Annotated in this window: 21 protein-coding genes and 4 tRNA genes; 5 read left to right on the forward strand and 20 right to left on the reverse strand. The window is 44.9% G+C overall.

The annotated features are described in order from the left end of the window. Nucleotides 1-90: 90 nt before the first annotated feature. On the reverse strand, nt 91-1,374 hold the full coding sequence (locus tag B5G00_RS15185; RefSeq protein WP_087274255.1) for a dihydroorotase: 1,284 nt from the start codon (nt 1,372-1,374) through the stop codon (nt 91-93). Between the two features lie 280 nt (nt 1,375-1,654). Between B5G00_RS15185 and B5G00_RS15190 the strand changes: the two genes are divergently transcribed. Then, nucleotides 1,655-1,855 (forward strand): cold-shock protein, encoded by a 201-nt coding sequence (locus tag B5G00_RS15190; RefSeq protein WP_087274257.1) that lies wholly within the window; start codon nt 1,655-1,657, stop codon nt 1,853-1,855. A gap of 89 nt (nt 1,856-1,944) precedes the next feature. On the opposite strand, the gene B5G00_RS15195 is transcribed toward B5G00_RS15190, so the two are convergent. Together B5G00_RS15195 and B5G00_RS15200 are read right to left on the reverse strand one after the other, a co-directional pair. After that, nucleotides 1,945-2,208, reverse strand: a complete 264-nt coding sequence (locus B5G00_RS15195; protein WP_087274259.1) for a hypothetical protein — start codon at nt 2,206-2,208, stop codon at nt 1,945-1,947. Between the two features lie 18 nt (nt 2,209-2,226). After that, nucleotides 2,227-2,733 carry a flavin reductase gene (locus B5G00_RS15200; protein ID WP_087274260.1) on the reverse strand — a complete coding sequence of 169 codons (507 nt, stop codon included), beginning with the start codon at nt 2,731-2,733 and terminating at the stop codon, nt 2,227-2,229. A 194-nt stretch (nt 2,734-2,927) separates the two neighbouring features. On the opposite strand from B5G00_RS15200, the gene B5G00_RS15205 reads away from it, so the two are divergent. After that, nucleotides 2,928-3,803, forward strand: coding sequence for a YitT family protein (locus B5G00_RS15205; protein ID WP_242971382.1), 876 nt, complete (start codon nt 2,928-2,930; stop codon nt 3,801-3,803). Here B5G00_RS15205 and truA read toward each other — a convergent pair. From truA to B5G00_RS15260, 11 genes are all read right to left on the reverse strand, one after another. Beyond that, complete coding sequence (gene truA / locus B5G00_RS15210) at nt 3,790-4,572, reverse strand: tRNA pseudouridine(38-40) synthase TruA (RefSeq protein WP_087274262.1); 783 nt, start codon at nt 4,570-4,572, stop codon at nt 3,790-3,792. The two genes, B5G00_RS15205 and truA, sit on opposite strands and share 14 nt — an antisense overlap. A gap of 42 nt (nt 4,573-4,614) precedes the next feature. Continuing rightward, nucleotides 4,615-5,415 carry an energy-coupling factor transporter transmembrane component T family protein gene (locus B5G00_RS15215; protein ID WP_087274264.1) on the reverse strand — a complete coding sequence of 267 codons (801 nt, stop codon included), beginning with the start codon at nt 5,413-5,415 and terminating at the stop codon, nt 4,615-4,617. Further along, on the reverse strand, nt 5,412-6,269 hold the full coding sequence (locus tag B5G00_RS15220) for an energy-coupling factor transporter ATPase (protein ID WP_087274266.1): 858 nt from the start codon (nt 6,267-6,269) through the stop codon (nt 5,412-5,414). The genes B5G00_RS15215 and B5G00_RS15220 overlap by 4 nt, the downstream gene beginning before the upstream one ends. Next, nucleotides 6,260-7,105 (reverse strand): energy-coupling factor transporter ATPase, encoded by an 846-nt coding sequence (locus B5G00_RS15225; protein WP_087274336.1) that lies wholly within the window; start codon nt 7,103-7,105, stop codon nt 6,260-6,262. Before B5G00_RS15225 ends, B5G00_RS15220 begins: the two co-directional genes overlap by 10 nt. Nucleotides 7,106-7,159: 54 nt before the next feature. Next, the gene (locus B5G00_RS15230; protein WP_087274267.1) at nt 7,160-8,344 is read right to left on the reverse strand and encodes a GNAT family N-acetyltransferase; all 1,185 of its coding nucleotides are present in this window, start codon (nt 8,342-8,344) and stop codon (nt 7,160-7,162) included. A gap of 43 nt (nt 8,345-8,387) precedes the next feature. Further along, nucleotides 8,388-8,993, reverse strand: coding sequence for a ribosome biogenesis GTP-binding protein YihA/YsxC (gene yihA / locus B5G00_RS15235; protein ID WP_087274269.1), 606 nt, complete (start codon nt 8,991-8,993; stop codon nt 8,388-8,390). 15 nt (nt 8,994-9,008) lie between these two features. Next, nucleotides 9,009-11,339 (reverse strand): endopeptidase La, encoded by a 2,331-nt coding sequence (gene lon / locus B5G00_RS15240; protein ID WP_087274271.1) that lies wholly within the window; start codon nt 11,337-11,339, stop codon nt 9,009-9,011. 33 nt (nt 11,340-11,372) lie between these two features. Continuing rightward, nucleotides 11,373-12,677 (reverse strand): ATP-dependent Clp protease ATP-binding subunit ClpX, encoded by a 1,305-nt coding sequence (gene clpX / locus B5G00_RS15245; RefSeq protein ID WP_087274272.1) that lies wholly within the window; start codon nt 12,675-12,677, stop codon nt 11,373-11,375. Between the two features lie 88 nt (nt 12,678-12,765). Next, complete coding sequence (gene clpP / locus B5G00_RS15250) at nt 12,766-13,347, reverse strand: ATP-dependent Clp endopeptidase proteolytic subunit ClpP (RefSeq protein ID WP_087274274.1); 582 nt, start codon at nt 13,345-13,347, stop codon at nt 12,766-12,768. A 36-nt stretch (nt 13,348-13,383) separates the two neighbouring features. Further along, nucleotides 13,384-14,697 carry a trigger factor gene (gene tig, locus B5G00_RS15255; protein ID WP_087274276.1) on the reverse strand — a complete coding sequence of 438 codons (1,314 nt, stop codon included), beginning with the start codon at nt 14,695-14,697 and terminating at the stop codon, nt 13,384-13,386. A gap of 148 nt (nt 14,698-14,845) precedes the next feature. Then, nucleotides 14,846-15,400 carry a DJ-1 family glyoxalase III gene (locus B5G00_RS15260; protein WP_087274338.1) on the reverse strand — a complete coding sequence of 185 codons (555 nt, stop codon included), beginning with the start codon at nt 15,398-15,400 and terminating at the stop codon, nt 14,846-14,848. A 190-nt stretch (nt 15,401-15,590) separates the two neighbouring features. Here B5G00_RS15260 and B5G00_RS15265 point away from each other — a divergent pair, with 190 nt between their 5' ends. Next, nucleotides 15,591-16,067, forward strand: a complete 477-nt coding sequence (locus B5G00_RS15265) for a CYTH domain-containing protein (protein WP_087274278.1) — start codon at nt 15,591-15,593, stop codon at nt 16,065-16,067. 82 nt (nt 16,068-16,149) lie between these two features. Here the strand turns inward: B5G00_RS15265 and B5G00_RS15270 are convergent, their stop codons facing one another. Together B5G00_RS15270 and B5G00_RS15275 are read right to left on the reverse strand one after the other, a co-directional pair. Next, nucleotides 16,150-17,184 carry an ABC transporter substrate-binding protein gene (locus tag B5G00_RS15270; protein WP_087274280.1) on the reverse strand — a complete coding sequence of 345 codons (1,035 nt, stop codon included), beginning with the start codon at nt 17,182-17,184 and terminating at the stop codon, nt 16,150-16,152. A 131-nt stretch (nt 17,185-17,315) separates the two neighbouring features. After that, a complete protein-coding gene (locus tag B5G00_RS15275) occupies nt 17,316-17,582 on the reverse strand; it encodes a toxin PIN (RefSeq protein WP_242971383.1) in 267 nt (88 codons plus the stop codon). Between the two features lie 168 nt (nt 17,583-17,750). Between B5G00_RS15275 and proC the strand changes: the two genes are divergently transcribed. Beyond that, on the forward strand, nt 17,751-18,545 hold the full coding sequence (gene proC / locus B5G00_RS15280; RefSeq protein WP_087274282.1) for a pyrroline-5-carboxylate reductase: 795 nt from the start codon (nt 17,751-17,753) through the stop codon (nt 18,543-18,545). A 95-nt stretch (nt 18,546-18,640) separates the two neighbouring features. Here the strand turns inward: proC and B5G00_RS15285 are convergent. The 4 genes from B5G00_RS15285 to B5G00_RS15300 form a co-directional block, all read right to left on the reverse strand. Next, a tRNA-Met gene (locus tag B5G00_RS15285) sits at nt 18,641-18,714 on the reverse strand. Nucleotides 18,715-18,745: 31 nt separating this feature from the next. Beyond that, nucleotides 18,746-18,818, reverse strand: a tRNA-Val gene (locus B5G00_RS15290). Between the two features lie 27 nt (nt 18,819-18,845). Then, nucleotides 18,846-18,919: transfer RNA gene (locus tag B5G00_RS15295), tRNA-Met, on the reverse strand. Nucleotides 18,920-18,949: 30 nt separating this feature from the next. Continuing rightward, nucleotides 18,950-19,022, reverse strand: a tRNA-Val gene (locus B5G00_RS15300). Nucleotides 19,023-19,284: 262 nt separating this feature from the next. Here B5G00_RS15300 and sigG point away from each other — a divergent pair. Next, nucleotides 19,285-20,064, forward strand: a complete 780-nt coding sequence (gene sigG, locus B5G00_RS15305; RefSeq protein WP_087274284.1) for an RNA polymerase sporulation sigma factor SigG — start codon at nt 19,285-19,287, stop codon at nt 20,062-20,064. The last annotated feature ends 32 nt before the right edge of the window (nt 20,065-20,096 follow it).

Here is a 20,096-nt window from a genome sequence, read left to right on the forward strand (position 1 = left end):
CAGCAAAAAGGCAGACCCGACATAGATGTCTGTTTCTGTCTGCCCTGATGTATCATGTAGGGGTCAGGTATACCTGATCCCGGCATCTGTTTATTCGCTCTGGTATGCTATCTTTCCATCACAGATAGTAGCCTTTACCATTCCCTTTACCTTCCAGCCGTTAAACGGTGTATTCTTTCCCTTTGAGAGAAATGTCATAGAATCTATCACATATTCCTGATTTGGATCGATGACCGTTACATCTGCCGGTTTTCCTATATCCAGGGTACCCCTGTCAGAGCCTATGATCCTTGCGGGATTATAGCTCATCTTCTCTGCCATCTGCATAGGAGTCAGAACTCCCTTGTCCACCAGCTGGGTGATCGTAAGGGCCACAGAAGTTTCCAGGCCTACGATGCCAAAAGGCGCCTTCTCCATGGACTGCTGTTTCTCTTCCCTGCTGTGGGGAGCATGATCTGTGCTGATGACATCAATAATGTCATTTTTCAGTCCTTCCAGAAGAGCCTGGCGGTCTTTCGGTGTTCGTAAAGGCGGATTCATTTTAAAATTTGTATCCCCCGGCACCATATCATCAGATGTCAAAGTAAAATGATGAGGGCAGACCTCTCCGGTCACAGGAAGTCCTTCTTCTTTCGCAAGTCGGATCATCTCCACACTATCCTCTGTAGAACAATGGCACAGATGAAGTCTGGCTCCTGTCTCTTTAGCAAGCACAATATCTCTGGCTGCAATCACATCCTCCACTGCGTTACTGATTCCCGGAAGTCCCTGCTCTCTGGAATGCCGGTCTTCATTTACACAGCCTCCATTTACCAGGTTCTGATCTTCACAGTGGGCAAAAACTGGGATATTGTGTTCTGCGGCAATCTCCATAGCTTCTTTATAGAGCTTTACATTCATCACGGATTTTCCGTCTTCACTGATAGCTGGAATTCCCGCCTGGATCATTCCCTCTATATCAGCCAGTTCTTCTCCCTTCTGCTGTCTGGTCACTGCACCAATCTGCAGCACATGGATGGGAGCCATTTCTTCTGCTTTATTCACCACATACAGCACCCGGTCCGGGCTGTCGATAACCGGTTTTGTATTGGGCATAGCCAGGATTGTAGTAAATCCTCCTCTGGCTGCTGCTCTTGAACCGCTTGCTATATCTTCTTTATGGGTCAGCCCCGGGTCCCGCAGATGTACATGCAGGTCAATAAGACCAGGCATCACATAGCAGCCCTGGGCGTCAATTACTTTATCCGGCTGACAGGAAAGTTCCAGGGAAACTCCTTTTTCCTTGATCACGCCGTCCTCAATATAAAGGTCACCGGTTTCGTCAGTCTTATCCGAGGGATTTAACATTTGGCCGTTTTTGATCAATATCTTCATTTTGAAGCACGTCCTTTCTCCTTAGATACAGGCTTTATTAAAAAATTTCATTGTTTTTATAGTAACATACACATTTTCTTTCGTCAATTCCACTTTTCCCTTGACTTTTGATATTATACCGAATATACTAGAGGTGTCAAAAGGTATATTGGATATAAATATTAAATGGTTTTTAGAGATTGTATTATCATTTTTATACACAATATTATCTCTAAAGACCATTTAATTTTTTATCCGGATATATTCATGTTTATTCTTTTTATTTTATGGAGGTAACATTATGAACAAGGGAACTGTAAAGTGGTTCAACGCTGAAAAAGGATATGGATTTATTACCGGCGAAGACGGACAGGACGTATTCGTTCACTTTTCCGCAATCAACGGTGAAGGTTTTAAATCCCTGGAGGAAGGCCAGTCCGTAACCTATGACCTGACAGAAGGCGCCCGTGGCATGCAGGCTGCAAATGTAAATAAATTATAATTTTCATCAAGAAAAAAGGAGACTTCTGCAATGCAGTGTCTCCTTCTTTTTTCTATTCGCTATGGCTGAAGGCCATAAAAAGTTCTTTCTTACTCTGTCTCTGTCTGAGAAAGGCTGCTCAGATAATCAGAAAGAGCCGTTACATCCATCTCCGTAGTGACTACCTGCTGCTCTGCATCAGGGTCTTCTCTTGTTATCAGGTCATAAGCGGAATATCCGATCCAAGCCACCATTGCGATACAGACTACTGCCACCCCAAACATTTCCAGATGGAAGATCCTTTTCTCTCTTTTCTGCAGTTTATCTCTGTTGTTTTTCTCTTTCTTATATTTGTCTACTTTCTGCTGGCTCATAAAAATCTCCTTGTGTTTCTATTCTTTGACAAGAACCTTTGTGATCTCTGCAATATACATTACATGATAATCCTTCTGAGGATACCATTTTTCATCATTGCTCTTGTCATCAAAATTTTCCGGAGGCATAGGAGCATGATACATCTTTCTGCATACCAGTATCAGATCTGCCTCTTCAAAGGCCATGGAGTCTCCTGCAGGCACAGGAGTCAGGCCGGCTTCTTTCACCTTATCTCTGTCTCTGCCTGAAACGCTTCCCAGAAAGCTGAGAGCCTTTCTGTATTCTTCTTTATAGAAAGAAAGGGTAAATGTATCCTTGGCATCTATAAACTCCTTTGTATATCTCTGAGGTCTGATGTATACCGTCACTGCATTCTTTCCCCACATGACGCCTGCACCGCCCCAGCTGGCAGTCATAGTATTGAATTTCTCCTGGTCTCCTGCTGTGACCAGCATCCACTGTTTTCCGATTTTAGCAAAAGGATTAAATTCTATGGACTCAATCGGAACTTCTCTAAATCCCATATATCTCATTCCTTTCTTTTTTCTTTTCCTATCATACCCCAGGTGCCGGGGAATGTCAAATCCTCCTTTTTGATTTTCCCCTTGACCTTTTCTGTGAATTCCGTGTATACTGTTTTTAGGAAAAGAGCATTTGCGAATTATAGAGGAGTTCGCATATGCTCTTTCTTTTTCATGACTGTAGAAGGAGGCCGATTATGAAAAATTTTATGAACAATAAATCTTTTTATGCCAAAAAATGGAGCATTGATATTCTTATGGATATTCTGGGAGGCATTCTCATTGCACTGGGAACCTATAACTTTGCTGCTCTGGCTCAGTTTCCCATGGCCGGTCTGAACGGAATCGCCCTGATCTTTTACCACCTTTGGGGACTCCCTATCGGACGTACCGCCCTGCTTCTGAATATCCCTATTGCTCTGATCTGTTTTCCCATCCTTGGCCGACAATATTTTCTCCGCTCTGTGCGGACCATTATCATCACATCTGTGATCATGGACTATCTGGCTCCGCTTTTTCCTGTATATACCGGAGACCGGATGCTGGCGGCAATCTGTGCAGGAGTGCTGTCAGGCCTTGGATATGCTCTGATCTATATGAGAGAAACTTCTACCGGCGGCGCCGACTTTATCATGTTATCCATTAAAGCTTTAAAGCCCCATTTCTCTCTTGGCAAGATTACCTTTATAATGGATGGTCTGATCGTCCTTCTGGGAACTGTGATGGTCTCCAGAGACATTGACAGTCTCATCTATGGCATGATCATCACCTTCCTTCTATCCGTGGTGGTAGACAAAGTCATGTATGGCATTGACGCCGGAAAAATGACTCTCATCGTCACAGATCAGGCCCAGGAAGTGGCAGACATGATCGACCAGGTAACGGGAAGAGGCTGCACTTTTCTGAAAGGTGAAGGCAGCTACTCAAAAGAAGAAAAAGCTGTGGTCATGTGCGCCTGCAATAATAAGCAGATGTACAGTATCCGCAGCTCTATCAAAAAAATCGACCCAAAGGCCTTTATCATTATCGTGGAATCCAACGAAGTAGTCGGCGAAGGCTTTAAATCCCGCTGACTCCCTCCATATCCTGTGATTCCCTTCTTTCTTCCAGATACCGGATTCCCATCAGGGTCAGTCCTCTGGCAGGAGCAGTAGGGCCTGCTGCCTGTCTGTCCCTGGCTTCCAGTATCTCCTTCATATGTTCCGGAGAATACATCCCTCCGCCTATCTCCATAAGAGTTCCGGCTATGATCCGGACCATATTATAGAGAAAGCCTTTTCCCCGTATTTTAATGGTGATCAGATCATCTTCCCGGACCACAGAAACCTCCTGGACCCTGCGGACGGTGGTCTTCACCTGAGCACCGGCTCCGCAGAAGCTTTTAAAGTCATGTTCTCCTACAAGATAATGTCCTGCTTCCGCCATTTTTTCTATGTCCAGCGGAACATAGGTAAAATGGGTATAAAGCCTTTGGGTGGGAATGGGAAACTGACGGTTTAAAATCCTGTATACATAAGTCTTTTCACTTTCCCGGTATCTGGGATGAAAATCCCCGGGAACTTCCTCTGCTTTCTCTATCCGGATATCCTCCGGCAGCCTCTGGTTCAAGGCAAAGGAAAACTTTTCTCCCGGCATTCGCATATCTGTATCAAATACCGCTACATTTCCCAGAGCATGAACTCCTGCGTCTGTCCTGCTGGCTCCGATAATCTCTGTTTTCTTTCCTGTAAGGTCTTCCAGGCATCTTTCCAAAACTTCCTGGACTGTAATCCCATTAGGCTGTACCTGCCAGCCGCAGTAATTGGTTCCGTCATAAGCCACAGTCAGCTTAATTCTTTTCATTCAGCAACTGCTCCTTTTCAACTAAGAATATCCTCTGTTGCATCACAGAAAAACACGGATCAGGATATCCGCTGCCAGATAGATAATTACAATGGCATAGGCCACATAATCTTTTCTCTCATAAATCAAGGGTTTCATCTGGGTTCTCTGGTCTCCGCCATGATAGCATCTGGCCTCCATAGCCATAGCAAGGTCATCTGCCCTGCGGAATGCAGAAATAAACAGCGGCACCAGCAGAGGAATCATATTCTTTGCCTTTTGTATTAGATTCCCGCTTTCAAAATCCGCGCCTCTGGCAATCTGGGCTTTCATGATCTTATCCGTCTCTTCCATCAAAATGGGAATAAACCGAAGAGCAATAGACATCATCATAGAAATCTCATGTACCGGAACTTTAATCTTATTCAGAGGCCGCAGTATTCTTTCCAGACCATCTGTAAGCTGGTTAGGCGTAGTAGTCAGCGTCATTACGGAAGAGCCAATGACCAGGTAGATCAGCCGGATTCCGATTTTTACTGCCTGCTGAACGCCTTCTACAGTAATTGTAAGGAATCCCAGACTCCAGAGCTCCTGGCCTGGAATAAGAAACAGGTTAAACAGTACCGTAATGAGAAGAATGATAAACAAAGGCTTTAGGCCCTTTATCATAAATTTTATCGGTACCTTGGAAAGAAAGATAATGCCTCCCAGAAAACAGGTGGCCAGCAGATACCCCCAGAAGGAGTCTGCCACAAAAAGAGAAATCAGAAATAAAAAGGTTCCGATAAATTTCACTCTGGGATCCAGGCGATGCAGTGAAGAGTCTGCGGGATAATATTGTCCTATAGTAATATCTCTAATCATTTTTCTCCTCTCCCCAGTGCTTTCAGAATGCTGTTTCTGGCTTCTTCTACAGTAATAGCCGAAATATCTGCCTCAAGGCCTTTTTCTTTCAGGGCATGCATGATATAAGTGATCTGGGGTGCAGCCAGTCCTATAGCCTCCAGCTCTTTATAATGAGAAAAGACCTCCTTGGGCACTCCGTCAAAAAGTTTCTCTCCCTGGTTCATTACAATAATACGTTCCACGTACCTGGCAATATCCTCCATGCTGTGTGAGACCAGAACCACGGAAATTTTTCTTTCCTGGTGGAGATAAGCAATCTGGTCCAGAATCTCATCTCTTCCCTTGGGGTCCAGCCCCGCAGTAGGTTCGTCTAAAATCAGCACGTCCGGCTCCATAGCCAGAACCCCGGCAATGGCTACCCGTCGTTTCTGACCTCCGGATAATTCAAAGGGTGAAGAAGCATAATACTTTTCCTTCAGCCCGACCTGCATCAGGGCAGTTCTTGCTCTCTCCAGAGCTTCTTCCTGAGAAAGGCCCTGGTTCTTTGGTCCAAAACATACGTCCGAAAGTACATCTGCCTCAAAAAGCTGGTGCTCCGGATACTGGAATACCAGTCCCACATGGCTCCTCAGCCGCCGAAGAGAATAACCCTCCTGCCAGATATCTTCTTCGTCATAAAATACTGTACCGGAGGTTGGACGCATCAGTCCGTTAAAATGCTGTATCAATGTAGATTTGCCGCTGCCTGTATGGCCGATAACCCCCACAAACTGTCCCTGAGGGATTTCCAGGGATACATCTTTTAAAGCATGGGTCTCATAGGCAGTCCCTGGGTTATAAGTATAGGTAACGTGTTCTAATTTTAATGACATAACGCATCCACCAATTCCTTTATCGTCAGTATTCCGTCTGGAAGAGGGATTCCCGCTTTTTTCAGTTCATATGCCAGAAGAGTCACCTGGGGCACATCCAGACGGTAAGCTTTCAGTTCCTCTACTCTGGAAAAAATCTCCCTGGGTGTTCCCTGCATCACGATATGGCCCTGATCCATAACAAACACTCTGTCGGAATCAATAACCTCTTCCATATAATGGGTAATGAGGATTACGGTGATTCCTTCTTTTCTGTTTAACTCATGGACCGCCTCCAGCACCTCTTTTCTGCCGTTTGGGTCCAGCATGGCGGTAGGTTCGTCCATAATAATACATTTGGGCTGCATAGCCATAACTCCTGCAATGGCTACCCTCTGTTTCTGACCTCCGGACAGCTTATTAGGGGAGCGGTGGCGGAATGGCGTCATTCCTACCGCTTCCAGACTCCTGTTCACTCTGCTCCAGATGCCTTCTGTGGGAATTCCCAGATTTTCCGGTCCAAATCCCACATCCTCTTCTACTACCGTTCCGATGATCTGGTTGTCCGGATTCTGGAAAACCATGCCGGATTTTTGCCGGATTTTCCATAACTCCGGCTCCATGGCTGTATCCATGCCGTCTACCCAGATGGTCCCTTCTGTGGGAATCAGCAGAGCATTCATATGTTTTGCCAGGGTAGACTTTCCTGAGCCGTTATGCCCCAATATGGAAATAAACTGTCCGGGCCGGATATCCAGGTCTATATCTTCAACTGCCGTATGGCTCTCTGAAGCCTGTCCGTTATCGTCATATTTTAAATAATCATATTTCAGTTTTCTGGCTTTTATGATTTCCATAGTCATCTGTTTTAATCTGAAAAACCTTTCCTAAATAAAGTTTCCTCTTTGCTTTTAGCAGGTATACCGCCAAACTTCCATGTCCTCTCCGTCTTCTTCCAGGTGATAATTGATTTTCTGAAATCCCAGCTTTTCTGCCAGGTTCACCGAAGCCTTATTACTGCTTTTTATCCGGCAGTGGAGGTAGACCGCACCTCTTTTGGCCGCCTCTTGGATGATTCCCTGGCAGGCTTCATAAGCGTAGCCCTGACGGCGGTATTTTTCATCTATAATATAGCCAAGTTCCACCACGGTTTTTTTTCGGTTCCAGAACTTTGGCTCTACTCCTGCTCTTCCGATAATTTCTCCAGTATCTTTTTTCAGCACCGACCAGTATCCCATATCGCAGAGCTCATACATATAGGAACGATAAGCGTCAAATCCTTCCAGCTCCTCTGAAAGAGGCTTTGCCACTCCTTCACAGGCGTCTCTTGACGTTTCCTGACTGCAGATTTCCATAAGCCTCGGGATATCTGTCTTCTTCATCTCTCGTATTACAAGCCGGTTAGTCTCACAGACCAGAGCCGGAAGATGGTGGCTGTGGCAATAAGCCTTTTCCATAAAGGCGCTGTCAATCTCTTCGTATCCTTCAATGATCATGTAGGCGCTTCCCAGATCCTGTTTTCCGGAATCCGGATTATAATAGGCAATACAGGTCATCCCTGCATTTTTTGCCGCCTTACAGCCGTTTTCTGAGTCTTCCACTACAATGCATTCTTCCGGAAAGACTCCCAGTTTTTCCGCTGCTTTCAGAAATACATCTGGTGCAGGCTTAGGGTTTTTTACAGATTCTCCGCTGATCAGATGGGTAAAATACTGCCCAATCTCCCAATGCTCCGTTACCTCCTCAATGTACGCCAGAGGTGAAGAAGAGGCAACTGCCAACTGATAACCGGCCCTTGAAAGATTCTGCAAAAGTTCTTTAACATAAGGAATAAGAGGGGGATAGCCTTCCTTCTTTATCAGTTTCTTCTTCATCTCCTGCATCTCTCTAACCAGAGAGGAATCCTGGGCATCAATCCCATAATGTTCATGTAGAAGCCCCATCAAAAATCCCACGGTAGAACCGATACACGCCTTGTAAACCTGGTATTCCAGATTCACACCTCTTTGTCTGAGAGTTTCCTTCCAGACTCTATAATGAAAGGGTTCACTGTTGATCAGAACGCCGTCCATATCAAAAATTATTCCTTTTAGCATATTTTATCCTTCTTTTCTATACGCAGGAAGCTCCATCCACGGATCATTCTTCCTGTCCCCCGTCATGATGCAAAAAATCTTCAATCAGCTCCCAGATCTCCTCTCTTCCCTGCTTAGACATAGCAGAAAAGGGGATTACCTTTGTTTCGGAAGGAAGCTTCAGTCCTTCCCTTACCTCTTTAAGATATTTCTGAATCTGACTTCTTTTCAGTTTATCTGCCTTTGTAGCAATTATAATAGGATCATATCCATTATAAACAATCCAGTCATACATCATCTTATCATTCTCAGAGGGTCTGTGGCGGATATCTACCAGGAGAAACACGGCTTTCAGCTGTTTTGAGTGGTGAAGATATTTCTCGATAAGTTTCCCCCACTGCTCCTTTACCGACTGAGAAACTTTTGCGTACCCATATCCTGGAAGATCCACCAGATACATTTCATGATTAATATTATAGAAATTGATCGTCTGGGTCTTTCCAGGTGAAGAACTGGTACGGGCCAGAGATTTTCTGTTCATCAGCGCATTTATCAAAGATGATTTTCCCACGTTTGATTTCCCGGCAAATGCAATTTCCGGCACCTGATTATCCGGCAGGATACTGGTAATCCCGCAGACTGTATCCAGCGCCACATGTTTAATGATCATGTATTTTCCTCCGTTTTATGAGTTCTGCTTTACAACAAGTGCATATTTCAGCACATCTTCCATAGTATTTACAGGAATGATCTCCAGCCCCTGGGTAATCTCTTTATCCATTTCCCCAACATCTGCCTGGTTCTCGGAAGGTATCAGCACGGTTCCTATCCCTGCGCTTTTCGCTGCCAGAAGTTTCTCTTTCAGACCGCCGATAGGAAGTACTCTTCCTCTTAAAGTAATCTCTCCTGTCATAGCCAGATCCGCTTTTACAGGTGTTCCTGTAATGGCAGACAGCATCGCTGTAGCCATAGTGATTCCTGCAGAAGGTCCATCCTTTGGAACTGCTCCTTCTGGAATATGGATATGTAAATCATTTTTCTGGAAAAATTCCGGGTCAATGCCATATTTATCTGACACAGAGCGGATATAGCTGATACCTGCCTGGGCCGACTCTTTCATTACATCTCCCAGCTGTCCGGTAAGAAGAAAATCTCCTTTTCCCGGCATAAGATTTACTTCTATCTGAAGAGTATCGCCCCCTACGCTGGTCCATGCCAGCCCGCGGACAATGCCCACCTCATCTGTCTGATTCTTTTTCTGAGGAGTATATTTGGCTCTTCCCAGAAAATCTTCCAGATTATCTGCCGTAACAGTGACCTCTTCTTCCTTGTCCTCCATGATCCTTCTGGCGGTTTTCCTGCATATATCCCCAATCTTCCGCTCCAGATTTCTCACTCCCGCTTCTTTCGTATAGCCGGTGATGATTTTTCCCAGAGCATCTTCTTCAATTCTCAGCTGATTTTCCTTCAGGCCGTGAGCCTTTATCTGTTTTGGAATCAAATGCTCCCAGGCAATATGCCATTTTTCGTTCTCCGTATAGCTGCTGATCTCAATGATCTCCATTCTGTCCAGCAAAGGTCTTGGTATAGTCTGAAGGTCATTTGCCGTAGCAATAAACAATACCTCAGACAGATCCAGGGGAATTTCTACATAGTTATCCCGGAATTTCACATTCTGTTCCGAATCCAGCACTTCCAGAAGAGCCGATGAAGTGTCTCCTTTGTAGTCACTGCTTACCTTGTCAATCTCATCCAGGAGCATAAGTGGATTCTTCACTCCTGCCTGGATCAGACCGTTTGCGATCCTTCCCGGCATGGCTCCAATATATGTTCTTCTGTGTCCCCGGATTTCTGCCTCATCCCGTACGCCCCCAAGAGAAATCCTTACATACTCTTTCCGAAGGGCTCTTGCCACAGATCTGGCAATAGAGGTTTTTCCTGTTCCAGGGGGCCCTACCAGACATAAGATAGGACTTTCCCCCTTCTTGGTCAGGGCCCGGACAGCCAGAAATTCCATGATTCTTTCTTTTACTTTTTCCAGACCATAGTGATCTTCTTCCAGTATGCGGTTAGCTTCTTTCAGATTCTTGCTGTCTCTGGAAGCCTTATCCCAGGGCAGGGACAGCAGCGTCTCGATATAGCTCCGCATAACTCCCGCCTCAGCCTGGACTGCAGCGGATTTTTTGAACCGGTCAATTTCCTTGTAGATCCGTTCCTTTACTTCCTTTGAAGCCTTCAGCTTTTCAGTCTGTTCCCGGAACTGATCTGCCTCAGACAGGGCATCTCCATCTCCCAGTTCTTCCTGTATTACTTTCATCTGTTCTCTGAGAATATAGTCTCTCTGATTTTTATCCACCCGCTCTTTTACTTTCTTATTAAGCTCCATGCGGATTTCCATGATCTGCACTTCATTGGTCAGGATCATTCCCAGGATCTCATAGCGGTCCTCCAGGGATACGGCTTCCAGGATTTTCTGTTTATCTTCGTATTTCATGGGGAGATTTACCGCTATCTGATCAATGACTTTCTCCACATCCTGGATCTCCAGGATCTGGCCAGCCAGATCTTTGCTCAGTTTGGGATTTTCATTACAGTAACGAATAAAAATTTCTTTTATGCCTCTGAGCATAGCCTCTTTCACATTTTCATCCAGAGCACTGTTCAGAGACGGATCAAAAGCTGCCACCTCTGCCTCCAGATAATGGCCTTCTCCATCGAGGTGAAGAAGTTCTCCCCTTTCTTTCCCCTCTACAAGGACCTGAATGATTCCGTTTTTCGTTTTTACAAGCTGCTTGATTACTGCTATAGTCCCGATTTTATATAAATCCTCCTGGCCTGGATCTTCTGTCTGAGGAACTTTCTGGGTAATCAGAAAAACTCTCTGGTCTTCCACCATAGCTTTCTCAAGAGCTTTTACAGACTTCCTTCTGCTCACATCAAAATGTACGATCATATCCGGAAGAATGGTCGTGCCTCTCAGAGCGATAGCCGGCAAATACTGTATCATGTCACTCATAGCCGCTCCTCCTTTTGCTTTTGTGTCTTGTAATTATGCAATTTCCGGGGTCTCTTTCTTCTTCCGTCCGCTGTTTTTGCTTCTTCTGGAAGCAGCCGGAAGTTCCCTGTGCTCCAAAACCGGAGGTTCTTTTCCATCCACTGTCTCTTTAGTTATCGTACAGGAACTGATGCTCTCGTCAGAAGGAGATGTGTACATAATATCCATAAGAACACTTTCCATAATAGCTCTCAGACCTCTGGCTCCCGTCTTTCTCTCCATGGATTTGTCCGCAATAGCTTCCAAAGCGCCTTCTTCAAAATGCAGCTCTATGCCGTCCAGGTCGAAAAGAGCCTGGTACTGACGTACCAGGGAGTTCTTAGGCTCTGTAAGGATCTGCACCAAAGCCTGGCGGTCCAGGGCATTGAGAGAAACCACTACCGGCACACGTCCTACAAACTCAGGAATCAGTCCAAAGCGTACCAGATCCTGAGGCATAACCTCTTTCAGAAGTTCACCTACATTTTTCTCCTGGGGAGATGTGATCACTGTATTAAAACCAATAGATTTTGTATCTTTTCTTGTCTCAATGATCTTATCCAGTCCCTCAAAGGCTCCTCCACAGATAAAAAGAATATTCGTAGTATCAATCTGGATAAACTCCTGCTGGGGATGCTTTCTGCCTCCCTGTGGAGGAACATTTGCCACAGTCCCCTCCACGATCTTCAGAAGAGCCTGCTGCACGCCTTCTCCGGAAACATCTCTGGTAATAGAAGCATTTTCCGATTTTCTTGTGATCTTATCAATCTCATCTATATAGATAATTCCGTACTGGGCACGGTCAATATCATAGTCTGCTGCCTGGATCAGCTTCAGAAGAATATTTTCTACATCTTCTCCCACATATCCGGCTTCTGTCAGGGTAGTGGCATCTGCAATGGCAAAGGGCACATTTAAAAGCCTTGCCAGTGTCTGGGCCAAAAGGGTCTTTCCAGAACCGGTAGGACCAAGCATAAGGATGTTGCTTTTCTGCAGTTCCACATCTGATGAACTGCCTGCCAGAACTCTCTTATAGTGATTGTATACTGCTACAGAAAGCACCTTTTTTGCCTCTTCCTGTCCGATAACATATTCGTCTAAAAAGTTTTTAATTTCCTGAGGCTTGAGCAGATTGATCTCATCAGACATTTCATTTTCAAAGTCTGCCCCCAGTTCTTCATCAATAATTTCCGCGCAGATTCCCACACATTCATCACAGATATAAGTGCCGTTAGGCCCTGCGATCAATTTCTTTACCTGGTCATCTGTCTTACCGCAAAAGGAACACCTGATTTTTGTATCATTTCCCTTCATTGCCATTATTCTTTCCTTTCTTCTACTATGCCCTTTTTTGTCCTGAAAGCTGAAAGACCCCCGCATGTACTTGCAGGAGTCTTATCTTCAGTCACTATCTATGCTGGATAACAGTATCGATCAAACCATATGCCTTTGCCTCTTCAGCAGTCATATAGTTGTCTCTTTCCGTATCTCTTGCAATTGTCTCCAGGGTCTGGCCTGTATTCTGTGCCAGAATAGAATTCAGTCTGTGCTTAGTCTTCAGAATCTGCTCTGCCACAATCTCTATCTCAGTCGCCTGACCTTTTGCGCCGCCGGAAGGCTGGTGTATCATAATTTCCGCATTGGGAAGAGCCATACGTTTTCCTTTGGTGCCTCCTGCCAGAAGGAAGGCCCCCATGCTGGCTGCCAGTCCCATACAGATGGTAGACACGTCACACTTTATATACTGCATGGTATCATAAATAGCCATACCTGCAGTGACAGAACCTCCCGGGCTGTTGATATATAAATGAATATCCTTTCCCGGATCCTCAGATTCCAGGAAAAGAAGCTGTGCCACGATCAGGTTTGCGGACACATCTGTCACTTCCTCACCCAGAAAGATAATCCTGTCTTTTAATAACCTGGAATAAATGTCGTAGCTTCTCTCTCCACGGCTGGTCTGTTCAATGACATATGGTACTAAGCTCATGAAATTCCTCCTATTTGTCTGTCAAAGGCAGTAAAATTACTCAGCTTTTTCCTCTTCCTTTTTTTCTACTGTCTTTGCAGCGTCTGCAACCAGGGTAACTGCTTCCTGAACAGCCATATCCATCTTGATCTGCTCTTTCTCATAGTCACCCATCATTTCTTTTAATTTATCGGCTTCCATCTTGTACATGTCAGCCATTCTCTTTACTTCTTCATCAAATTTCTCATCAGAAATCTGGATATTCTCAACCTCTGCGATCTTCTCCAGTACCAGACGGCTCTGGATTCTCTTCAGTGCCTGAGGTCTCATCTGCTCCTGAACTTTTGCGTTGTCAAGACCTGTAAACTGATAGTACTGGTCAATAGACAGTCCCTGTGCCTGCATTCTTCTGATGAAGTCCTGCATCAGCTGATTGATCTGATTCTGGATCATTGGTTCAGGGATATCCATCTGAGCATTCGCAATAACAGCATCAACTGCCTTATCTTCTCTTTCTCTCTTGGCAACTTCTTCCTTGCGCTCTTTCAGGTTTTTCTCGATGTCTGCCTTGTACTCTTCCAGAGTATCAAACTCAGAAACATCTTTTGCAAATTCATCATCCAGTTCAGGCAGCTCTTTTACCTTAATGGATTTTACTGTGCATTTAAATACGGCAGGTTTTCCAGCCAGATCATTTGCATGGTAGTTCTCAGGGAAAGTAACATTTACTTCTTTCTCCTCGCCGATCTGGGCGCCTACCAGCTGATCCTCAAATCCTGGGATAAAGGAATTAGAACCGATAGTCAGAGGATAGTCTGTTCCTTTTCCCCCTTCAAAAGCCTCTCCATCTACAAATCCTTCAAAGTCCAGAGTGATCATATCGCCCTGTTCTACAGCTCTGTCATCTACATCGATGGTTCTGGAGTTGTTTTCCTGCTCTTTTCTTAATTCACCGGCAACTTCTTCCTCAGTTACTTCTACAGGAGAAACTTCTACCTCTACTCCTTTATACTCTCCCAGGGTTACCTCTGGTTTTACAGCAACTTCTGCAGTAAAGATAAAGGATTTGCCCTTTTCAATCTGAACAATGTCGATCTCAGGCTGAGACACGATATCCAGCTTGCTTTCCTCCGCAGCCTTTGGATACTCTTCCTGGATCAGTGCATTTGCAGCATCTTCATAGAAAATACCGGCGCCGTACATTTTTTCAATCATGATACGGGGAGCTTTTCCTTTACGGAATCCGGGGATTGTAATTCTGTTTTTGTTCTTCATATAAGCAGACTGTACTGCTTTTTCAAAATCCTCCGGGCTGACTTCTACAGTCAGCTTTGCCATGTTCTTTTCTAAGTTTTCTACCTGTACACTCATTGTTAATGATTCCTCCTTGAATTTCTATATACCTTCTGTTCTGTAAATACGCTTTTTAGAACAGCGTTTTTTCTCATACTTACAGTCATTAACACAGTATATCACAAGGAAAAGGAAAACGCCAGTATTTTTTTGCAGAAATTCTATGTCATCTGCCGCTGTATATTACAGATGCCCCTATTTCTTCTGCCTTTTCCTGCCCGAAAAGGAGGGAAATCAGCTCCAGGGCAAAGGGGATTGCTGTTCCGAGGCCTCTGCTGGTGGTAATATTGCCGTCTGTGACCACCTCTTCCGTTCCTACCTGAGCCCCTGTAAGCTTGTCCTCAAAGCCTGGATAGCACACTGCCCTTTTTCCCTTCAGCAGTCCCAGCCCTCCCAGTACGCTGGGGGCTGCACAGATAGCCGCCACTCTCTTTCCCTGGGCCGCAGTCTCAGTAAGAAGCTTTGTAAGTCCCTGATGCTCTCCCAGATGAAGGGTTCCCGGCATGCCTCCCGGGAGCACCAGAAGATCTGCCTGTCCAAAATCCACATCTTCAAAAAAAGTATCGGCTTTGATCTCAATCCCATGGCTGCCTTTTACAGCCAGCCCGTCGCTGATGGAAACCATCTGTACCTGGGCTCCTGCTCTTCTCATCAGATCTACCACAGTCAGCCCTTCTATTTCTTCAAATCCATCTGCTGTAAACACATACACATTTGCCATTATTTTTTCCTCTCTTTCCTTTTTGCCTGTTTCATGGAGGACTTTTCTTTCCTCCTGAATCCGGCTGCCTATGGAATATTGTAACATACTTTGCCGCTGCCTGATTTAAAATTTTTATTAAGAAATCCGGCCCTTTGCTTTTCCCTCTGTCTGTGATATAACTTAAGAAAAAGAAACAGGAGGCATACCCATGGAAATTGAAAGAAAATATCTGATACACAGGCTTCCGGATGATCTGGAAAGTTATCCTCATAAAAAAATTCAGCAGGCCTATCTCTGCACAAATCCCGTAGTCCGTATCCGCCGTCAGGATACAGATTATTTTCTCACCTATAAAGGCGGAGGTCTGATGGTCCGGGAGGAATACAACCTTCCTCTGAACAAAGAAGCCTATGAGCATCTCCTCAAAAAGGCAGACGGGATCATCCTTTCCAAAACAAGATACCTTCTTCCCCTTACTGACGGCCTCACCATTGAACTGGATGTCTTTGACGAACCTTATGAAGGACTTTGGCTGGCAGAAGTGGAATTTCCTACAGAAGAAAAAGCCAACGCCTTTATTCCCCCGGAATGGTTTGGAGAGGATGTAACATTCTCAAGCGCCTACCACAACAGCACCCTTTCCAGGAAAGATTTATCCGTCCAAAACAGAGGAGACCTTTCCTGACCGTATTTTAAAGCAGCCGGAAACTGTCTGAAAGCTTTCTCTTTGAAGCCATCCCTTTCCGGCTGCTTATCTTTATCTTCTGCTACTTTTCCACAGCTTTTTCAGCATAGGATACATCTACCAGTTCCTCATAGGGAACTCTCTCTTCCAGCTCCCCTGCACTGTCCAGAATATCCTGGAGCAGTTCAAAGCTTTCTTCCTGGAAGATAAGATTTTCTTTCCAGGTATCCTGCTCCTGATATCTCTCCACAATCGTAGTAATGGTTTCCAGGTCATTTTCCTCAAACTGAGGCTGGATGATCCTGGCTATCTCCTCAGGAGTATGGGTATTCACATAATCCATCCCCCGCTGAAGAGCATTGACAAATCCCTGTATGATTTCCGGATTCTTTTCTATATAGCTTTTTTTAGCACTGTATGCCGTATATGGCACATATCCGGATTCTACACCGCAGGATGCCACAACATATCCTGCCCCTTCCTGTTCCAGGGCAGTGGCGGAAGGCTCAAATTCAATACTGAATTCTCCCTGTCCTCCTGCAAAAGCCGCCGCTGTAGAGCCAAAATCAATGCTGCGGTCAATATTCAGATCTTTATCCGGATCGATTCCCTTCTGTTTCAGGATATACTCAAAAACCATTTCCGGCATTCCGCTTTTTCTTCCTCCGAGAACATCCCTGCCAATCAGATCTGTCCACTGGAAATCCGGCATTTCTTCTCTTGCCACCACAAAGTTTCCGGCTCTCTGGGTAAGCTGGGCAAAGTTTATCACCGGATCGTTGGCTCCCTGCTGATAGGCGTAAATAGAAGATTCTGACCCCATAAAGCCAATATCTGATTCTCCCGAAAGCACAGAAGCCATTACCTTATCAGCCCCAAAACCGGTAACTAATTCCAGCTTAATGCCTTCTTCCACAAAATAGCCCTCTTCTATAGCCACGTACTGAGGCGCGTAAAAAATAGAATGGGCAACTTCGTTCAGTGTAACTCTTTGCAGTTCTTCTCTTTGGGCAGTTTCTTCTCCGGTTTCTTCTGCTGTCTTATCTTCCCCGCAGCCTGTAAGCAAAAGCCCCAGGGCCAGAATCCCAGTACAAAGGAAAGCGGTAATCTTTTTCATGCTTTTCTCCCTTCCTAAAATACATCTTCTCATTCTTTCAGAAACAATATGAAAGAAAAGCCCCGCAGCAGGCTTTTTCTTGCGCGGGGTATATTATAAAATATGTACTTTTCCGGGAATTGACACCGTTCCTACAGACGAGGAGCCGGATTTTTTCTGTCCTCCATATATTTCTTGATTCCTTCAACGTCGCTGTAGGAAAAATGGCGCAGTTCATTCTCTGTCATCTGGCCAAGTTCTTCCAGGTCTGAACTTCCAGTAACCGGGCAGATAGGCCGCAGCTCTTCTTCAGTAAATCCCAGCTCTTCCATCTGCTCTCTGGAAATATACTGGGTCACCTCGATCTTGTTGCAGGATTTACAGTGATAAACGGTAAATACTTCTTTGCTTATGTTCATAATTTTCTTCTCCTTTATCTCACGAAAATAGTCCGGTCATCAGCCAGACTGCTGTCTTTTAGGATAGCACATCTGGACTGGGGTTACAAGGGACACCTGCGTAATTCACTCTTGCAAAATTCTCCCCCGGCCTTCATAATGGAGAAAAAACAACAGGAGGTCTCATAAATGAAATTTGGATTTATCGGCTGCGGAAATATGGCTTCTGCAGTCATTAACGGCGCATTAAAAAAGGGAATCGTAACCAGAGAAGAAATCATTGCCTCTGTAAAAACAGAATCTTCTGCCCTAAAGGTACAGGACACTTTGGGCATTACCTGTACTATAGACAACCTGGCTGTAGCCTCCCAGGCAGATTATCTTTTTCTGGCTGTAAAACCTCAGTTCTGTGAAGAAGTAGCTGATCAGATCCGAGATAGTCTGAAAAAAGAGCAGGTCCTTGTATCCATTGCTGCCGGAAAGACTCTGGCATGGCTGAAAGAACATTTTGGTCAGAACCGCAAGATTATCCGCACCATGCCCAACACTCCCGCTCTGGTAGGTGAAGGGATCACCGGCGTTTGTCCCGATGATCTGGTATCTCAGGAAGAAATTTCCAAAGTCCTCAGCCTTTTAGGCTCTTTCGGAAAAGCTGCAGTAGTCACAGAGCCTATCCTGGATATCGTAGGAGCTGTCAGCGGAAGTTCTCCTGCATTTGTCTTTATGTTCATAGAAGCCCTGGCAGACGGTGCAGTAGCCGAGGGAATGCCCAGAAAACAGGCTTATGAATTTGCAGCCCAGTCTGTTTTAGGAAGTGCAAAAATGGTCCTGGAAACCGGCCTTCATCCCGGAGCTCTGAAAGATATGGTCTGCTCTCCCGGAGGCACCACCATAGAAGGAGTAAACGTACTGGAAAAAGAAGGTATGCGTTCTGCAGTAATGGATGCAGTGCGGGCTTGCATCGCCAAGACCAGGAAGCTCTGAGTTCTGCATACTTCCTTCTGTCCATCTCTTCAGCAAATATCAGATTTTATGTAAAAGAAAACAGGCCGTCCAAAAGGACAGCCTGTTTTTATTCATAGCGAGAGGGGGATTCGAACCCTCGACACTACGGGTATGAACCGTATGCTCTAGCCAACTGAGCTATCTCGCCATATTCCTCTTCTGCTTTTTTCGCAAAAGAATGGGACCTATAGGGCTCGAACCTATGACCCTCTGCTTGTAAGGCAGATGCTCTCCCAGCTGAGCTAAGATCCCATTTCATTTTTAATGCCTTTCGGCAAGTAGCGAGAGGGGGATTCGAACCCTCGACACTACGGGTATGAACCGTATGCTCTAGCCAACTGAGCTATCTCGCCACATTTCTCTTCTGCTTTTTTGCAAAAGAATGGGACCTATAGGGCTCGAACCTATGACCCTCTGCTTGTAAGGCAGATGCTCTCCCAGCTGAGCTAAGATCCCGTTCTCATTCGGCCTTATCGCCGACTGCTTTGCTATTATATAATATGTTTCGCAGAAATGTCAACAGTTTTTTTCAAAATTTCTCATTTTTTCTAATATAAGTATTTATCTGTCCGCAAAAGTAAAGGTTTTGTTACTGTCAAGGGTCAAAACTTTATTAAATTTTCTCCTTAGCCGTATATTGTTTCTGCCTGGTGAGAATCATTTTAAGAGAACATCTGCATTAGCAGCATTTCTATTATGCGACAGGAGGATTCTTGCTATGGCACTTAATAAGGTTGAAATCTGCGGAGTGAACACTTCACGACTTCCCATTCTCACAAATGATGAAAAAGAGGTGTTGTTTGAACGGATAAAACAAGGTGACATGGAAGCGAGAGAACAGTATATCAAAGGAAATCTCCGTCTGGTCTTAAGCGTTATCAAACGTTTTTCCAGCAGCAGTGAAAATCCCGATGATTTATTCCAGATCGGCTGCATCGGCCTGATAAAAGCCATCGACAACTTTGATACCACTCTGAATGTAAAATTTTCTACTTATGCCGTCCCCATGATCATTGGAGAAATCCGCCGTTATCTCCGGGACAACAATTCTATCCGGGTCAGCCGTTCTTTAAGAGATACAGCCTACAAAGCTATTTATGCAAAAGAAAACTATATAAAACAAAATCTGAAAGAGCCTACCATCAATGAAATCGCCAGTGAGATTGGAATTGAGAAAGAAGAGATTGTCTATGCTCTGGATGCTATCCAAAGCCCGGTAAGCCTATATGAACCAGTATATACAGAAGGCGGAGACACACTGTATGTCATGGATCAGATCAGTGACAAAAAAAATAAAGAGGAAAACTGGGTAGAAGATATTTCTCTGAAAGAAGCCCTGAAACGTCTGGATGAAAGGGAAAGAAATATTATAGAGATGCGTTTTTACCAGGGAAAAACCCAGATGGAAGTAGCCCAGGAAATCGGCATTTCCCAGGCTCAGGTCAGCCGCCTGGAAAAACATGCGCTGAAAAATATGCGCTCATATCTCCGTACTTGAGTGTTTTTTAGGAATCCTGCTTTGCAGGATTA

Source organism: Blautia sp. An46, from assembly GCF_002161645.1.
In the GTDB taxonomy this organism is placed as follows: domain Bacteria; phylum Bacillota; class Clostridia; order Lachnospirales; family Lachnospiraceae; genus Blautia; species Blautia ornithocaccae.

Excerpts from the sequence above, each read along its gene's own strand:
- B5G00_RS15185 (WP_087274255.1), bottom strand. The coding sequence starts at position 1,374 with ATGAAGATATTGATCAAAAACGGCCAAATGTTAAATCCCTCGGATAAG.
- B5G00_RS15190 (WP_087274257.1), top strand. The coding sequence starts at position 1,655 with ATGAACAAGGGAACTGTAAAGTGGTTCAACGCTGAAAAAGGATATGGA.
- B5G00_RS15195 (WP_087274259.1), bottom strand. The coding sequence starts at position 2,208 with ATGAGCCAGCAGAAAGTAGACAAATATAAGAAAGAGAAAAACAACAGA.
- B5G00_RS15200 (WP_087274260.1), bottom strand. The coding sequence starts at position 2,733 with ATGGGATTTAGAGAAGTTCCGATTGAGTCCATAGAATTTAATCCTTTT.
- B5G00_RS15205 (WP_242971382.1), top strand. The coding sequence starts at position 2,928 with ATGAAAAATTTTATGAACAATAAATCTTTTTATGCCAAAAAATGGAGC.
- truA (WP_087274262.1), bottom strand. The coding sequence starts at position 4,572 with ATGAAAAGAATTAAGCTGACTGTGGCTTATGACGGAACCAATTACTGC.
- B5G00_RS15215 (WP_087274264.1), bottom strand. The coding sequence starts at position 5,415 with ATGATTAGAGATATTACTATAGGACAATATTATCCCGCAGACTCTTCA.
- B5G00_RS15220 (WP_087274266.1), bottom strand. The coding sequence starts at position 6,269 with ATGTCATTAAAATTAGAACACGTTACCTATACTTATAACCCAGGGACT.
- B5G00_RS15225 (WP_087274336.1), bottom strand. The coding sequence starts at position 7,105 with ATGGAAATCATAAAAGCCAGAAAACTGAAATATGATTATTTAAAATAT.
- B5G00_RS15230 (WP_087274267.1), bottom strand. The coding sequence starts at position 8,344 with ATGCTAAAAGGAATAATTTTTGATATGGACGGCGTTCTGATCAACAGT.
- yihA (WP_087274269.1), bottom strand. The coding sequence starts at position 8,993 with ATGATCATTAAACATGTGGCGCTGGATACAGTCTGCGGGATTACCAGT.
- lon (WP_087274271.1), bottom strand. The coding sequence starts at position 11,339 with ATGAGTGACATGATACAGTATTTGCCGGCTATCGCTCTGAGAGGCACG.
- clpX (WP_087274272.1), bottom strand. The coding sequence starts at position 12,677 with ATGGCAATGAAGGGAAATGATACAAAAATCAGGTGTTCCTTTTGCGGT.
- clpP (WP_087274274.1), bottom strand. The coding sequence starts at position 13,347 with ATGAGCTTAGTACCATATGTCATTGAACAGACCAGCCGTGGAGAGAGA.
- tig (WP_087274276.1), bottom strand. The coding sequence starts at position 14,697 with ATGAGTGTACAGGTAGAAAACTTAGAAAAGAACATGGCAAAGCTGACT.
- B5G00_RS15260 (WP_087274338.1), bottom strand. The coding sequence starts at position 15,400 with ATGGCAAATGTGTATGTGTTTACAGCAGATGGATTTGAAGAAATAGAA.
- B5G00_RS15265 (WP_087274278.1), top strand. The coding sequence starts at position 15,591 with ATGGAAATTGAAAGAAAATATCTGATACACAGGCTTCCGGATGATCTG.
- B5G00_RS15270 (WP_087274280.1), bottom strand. The coding sequence starts at position 17,184 with ATGAAAAAGATTACCGCTTTCCTTTGTACTGGGATTCTGGCCCTGGGG.
- B5G00_RS15275 (WP_242971383.1), bottom strand. The coding sequence starts at position 17,582 with ATGAACATAAGCAAAGAAGTATTTACCGTTTATCACTGTAAATCCTGC.
- proC (WP_087274282.1), top strand. The coding sequence starts at position 17,751 with ATGAAATTTGGATTTATCGGCTGCGGAAATATGGCTTCTGCAGTCATT.
- sigG (WP_087274284.1), top strand. The coding sequence starts at position 19,285 with ATGGCACTTAATAAGGTTGAAATCTGCGGAGTGAACACTTCACGACTT.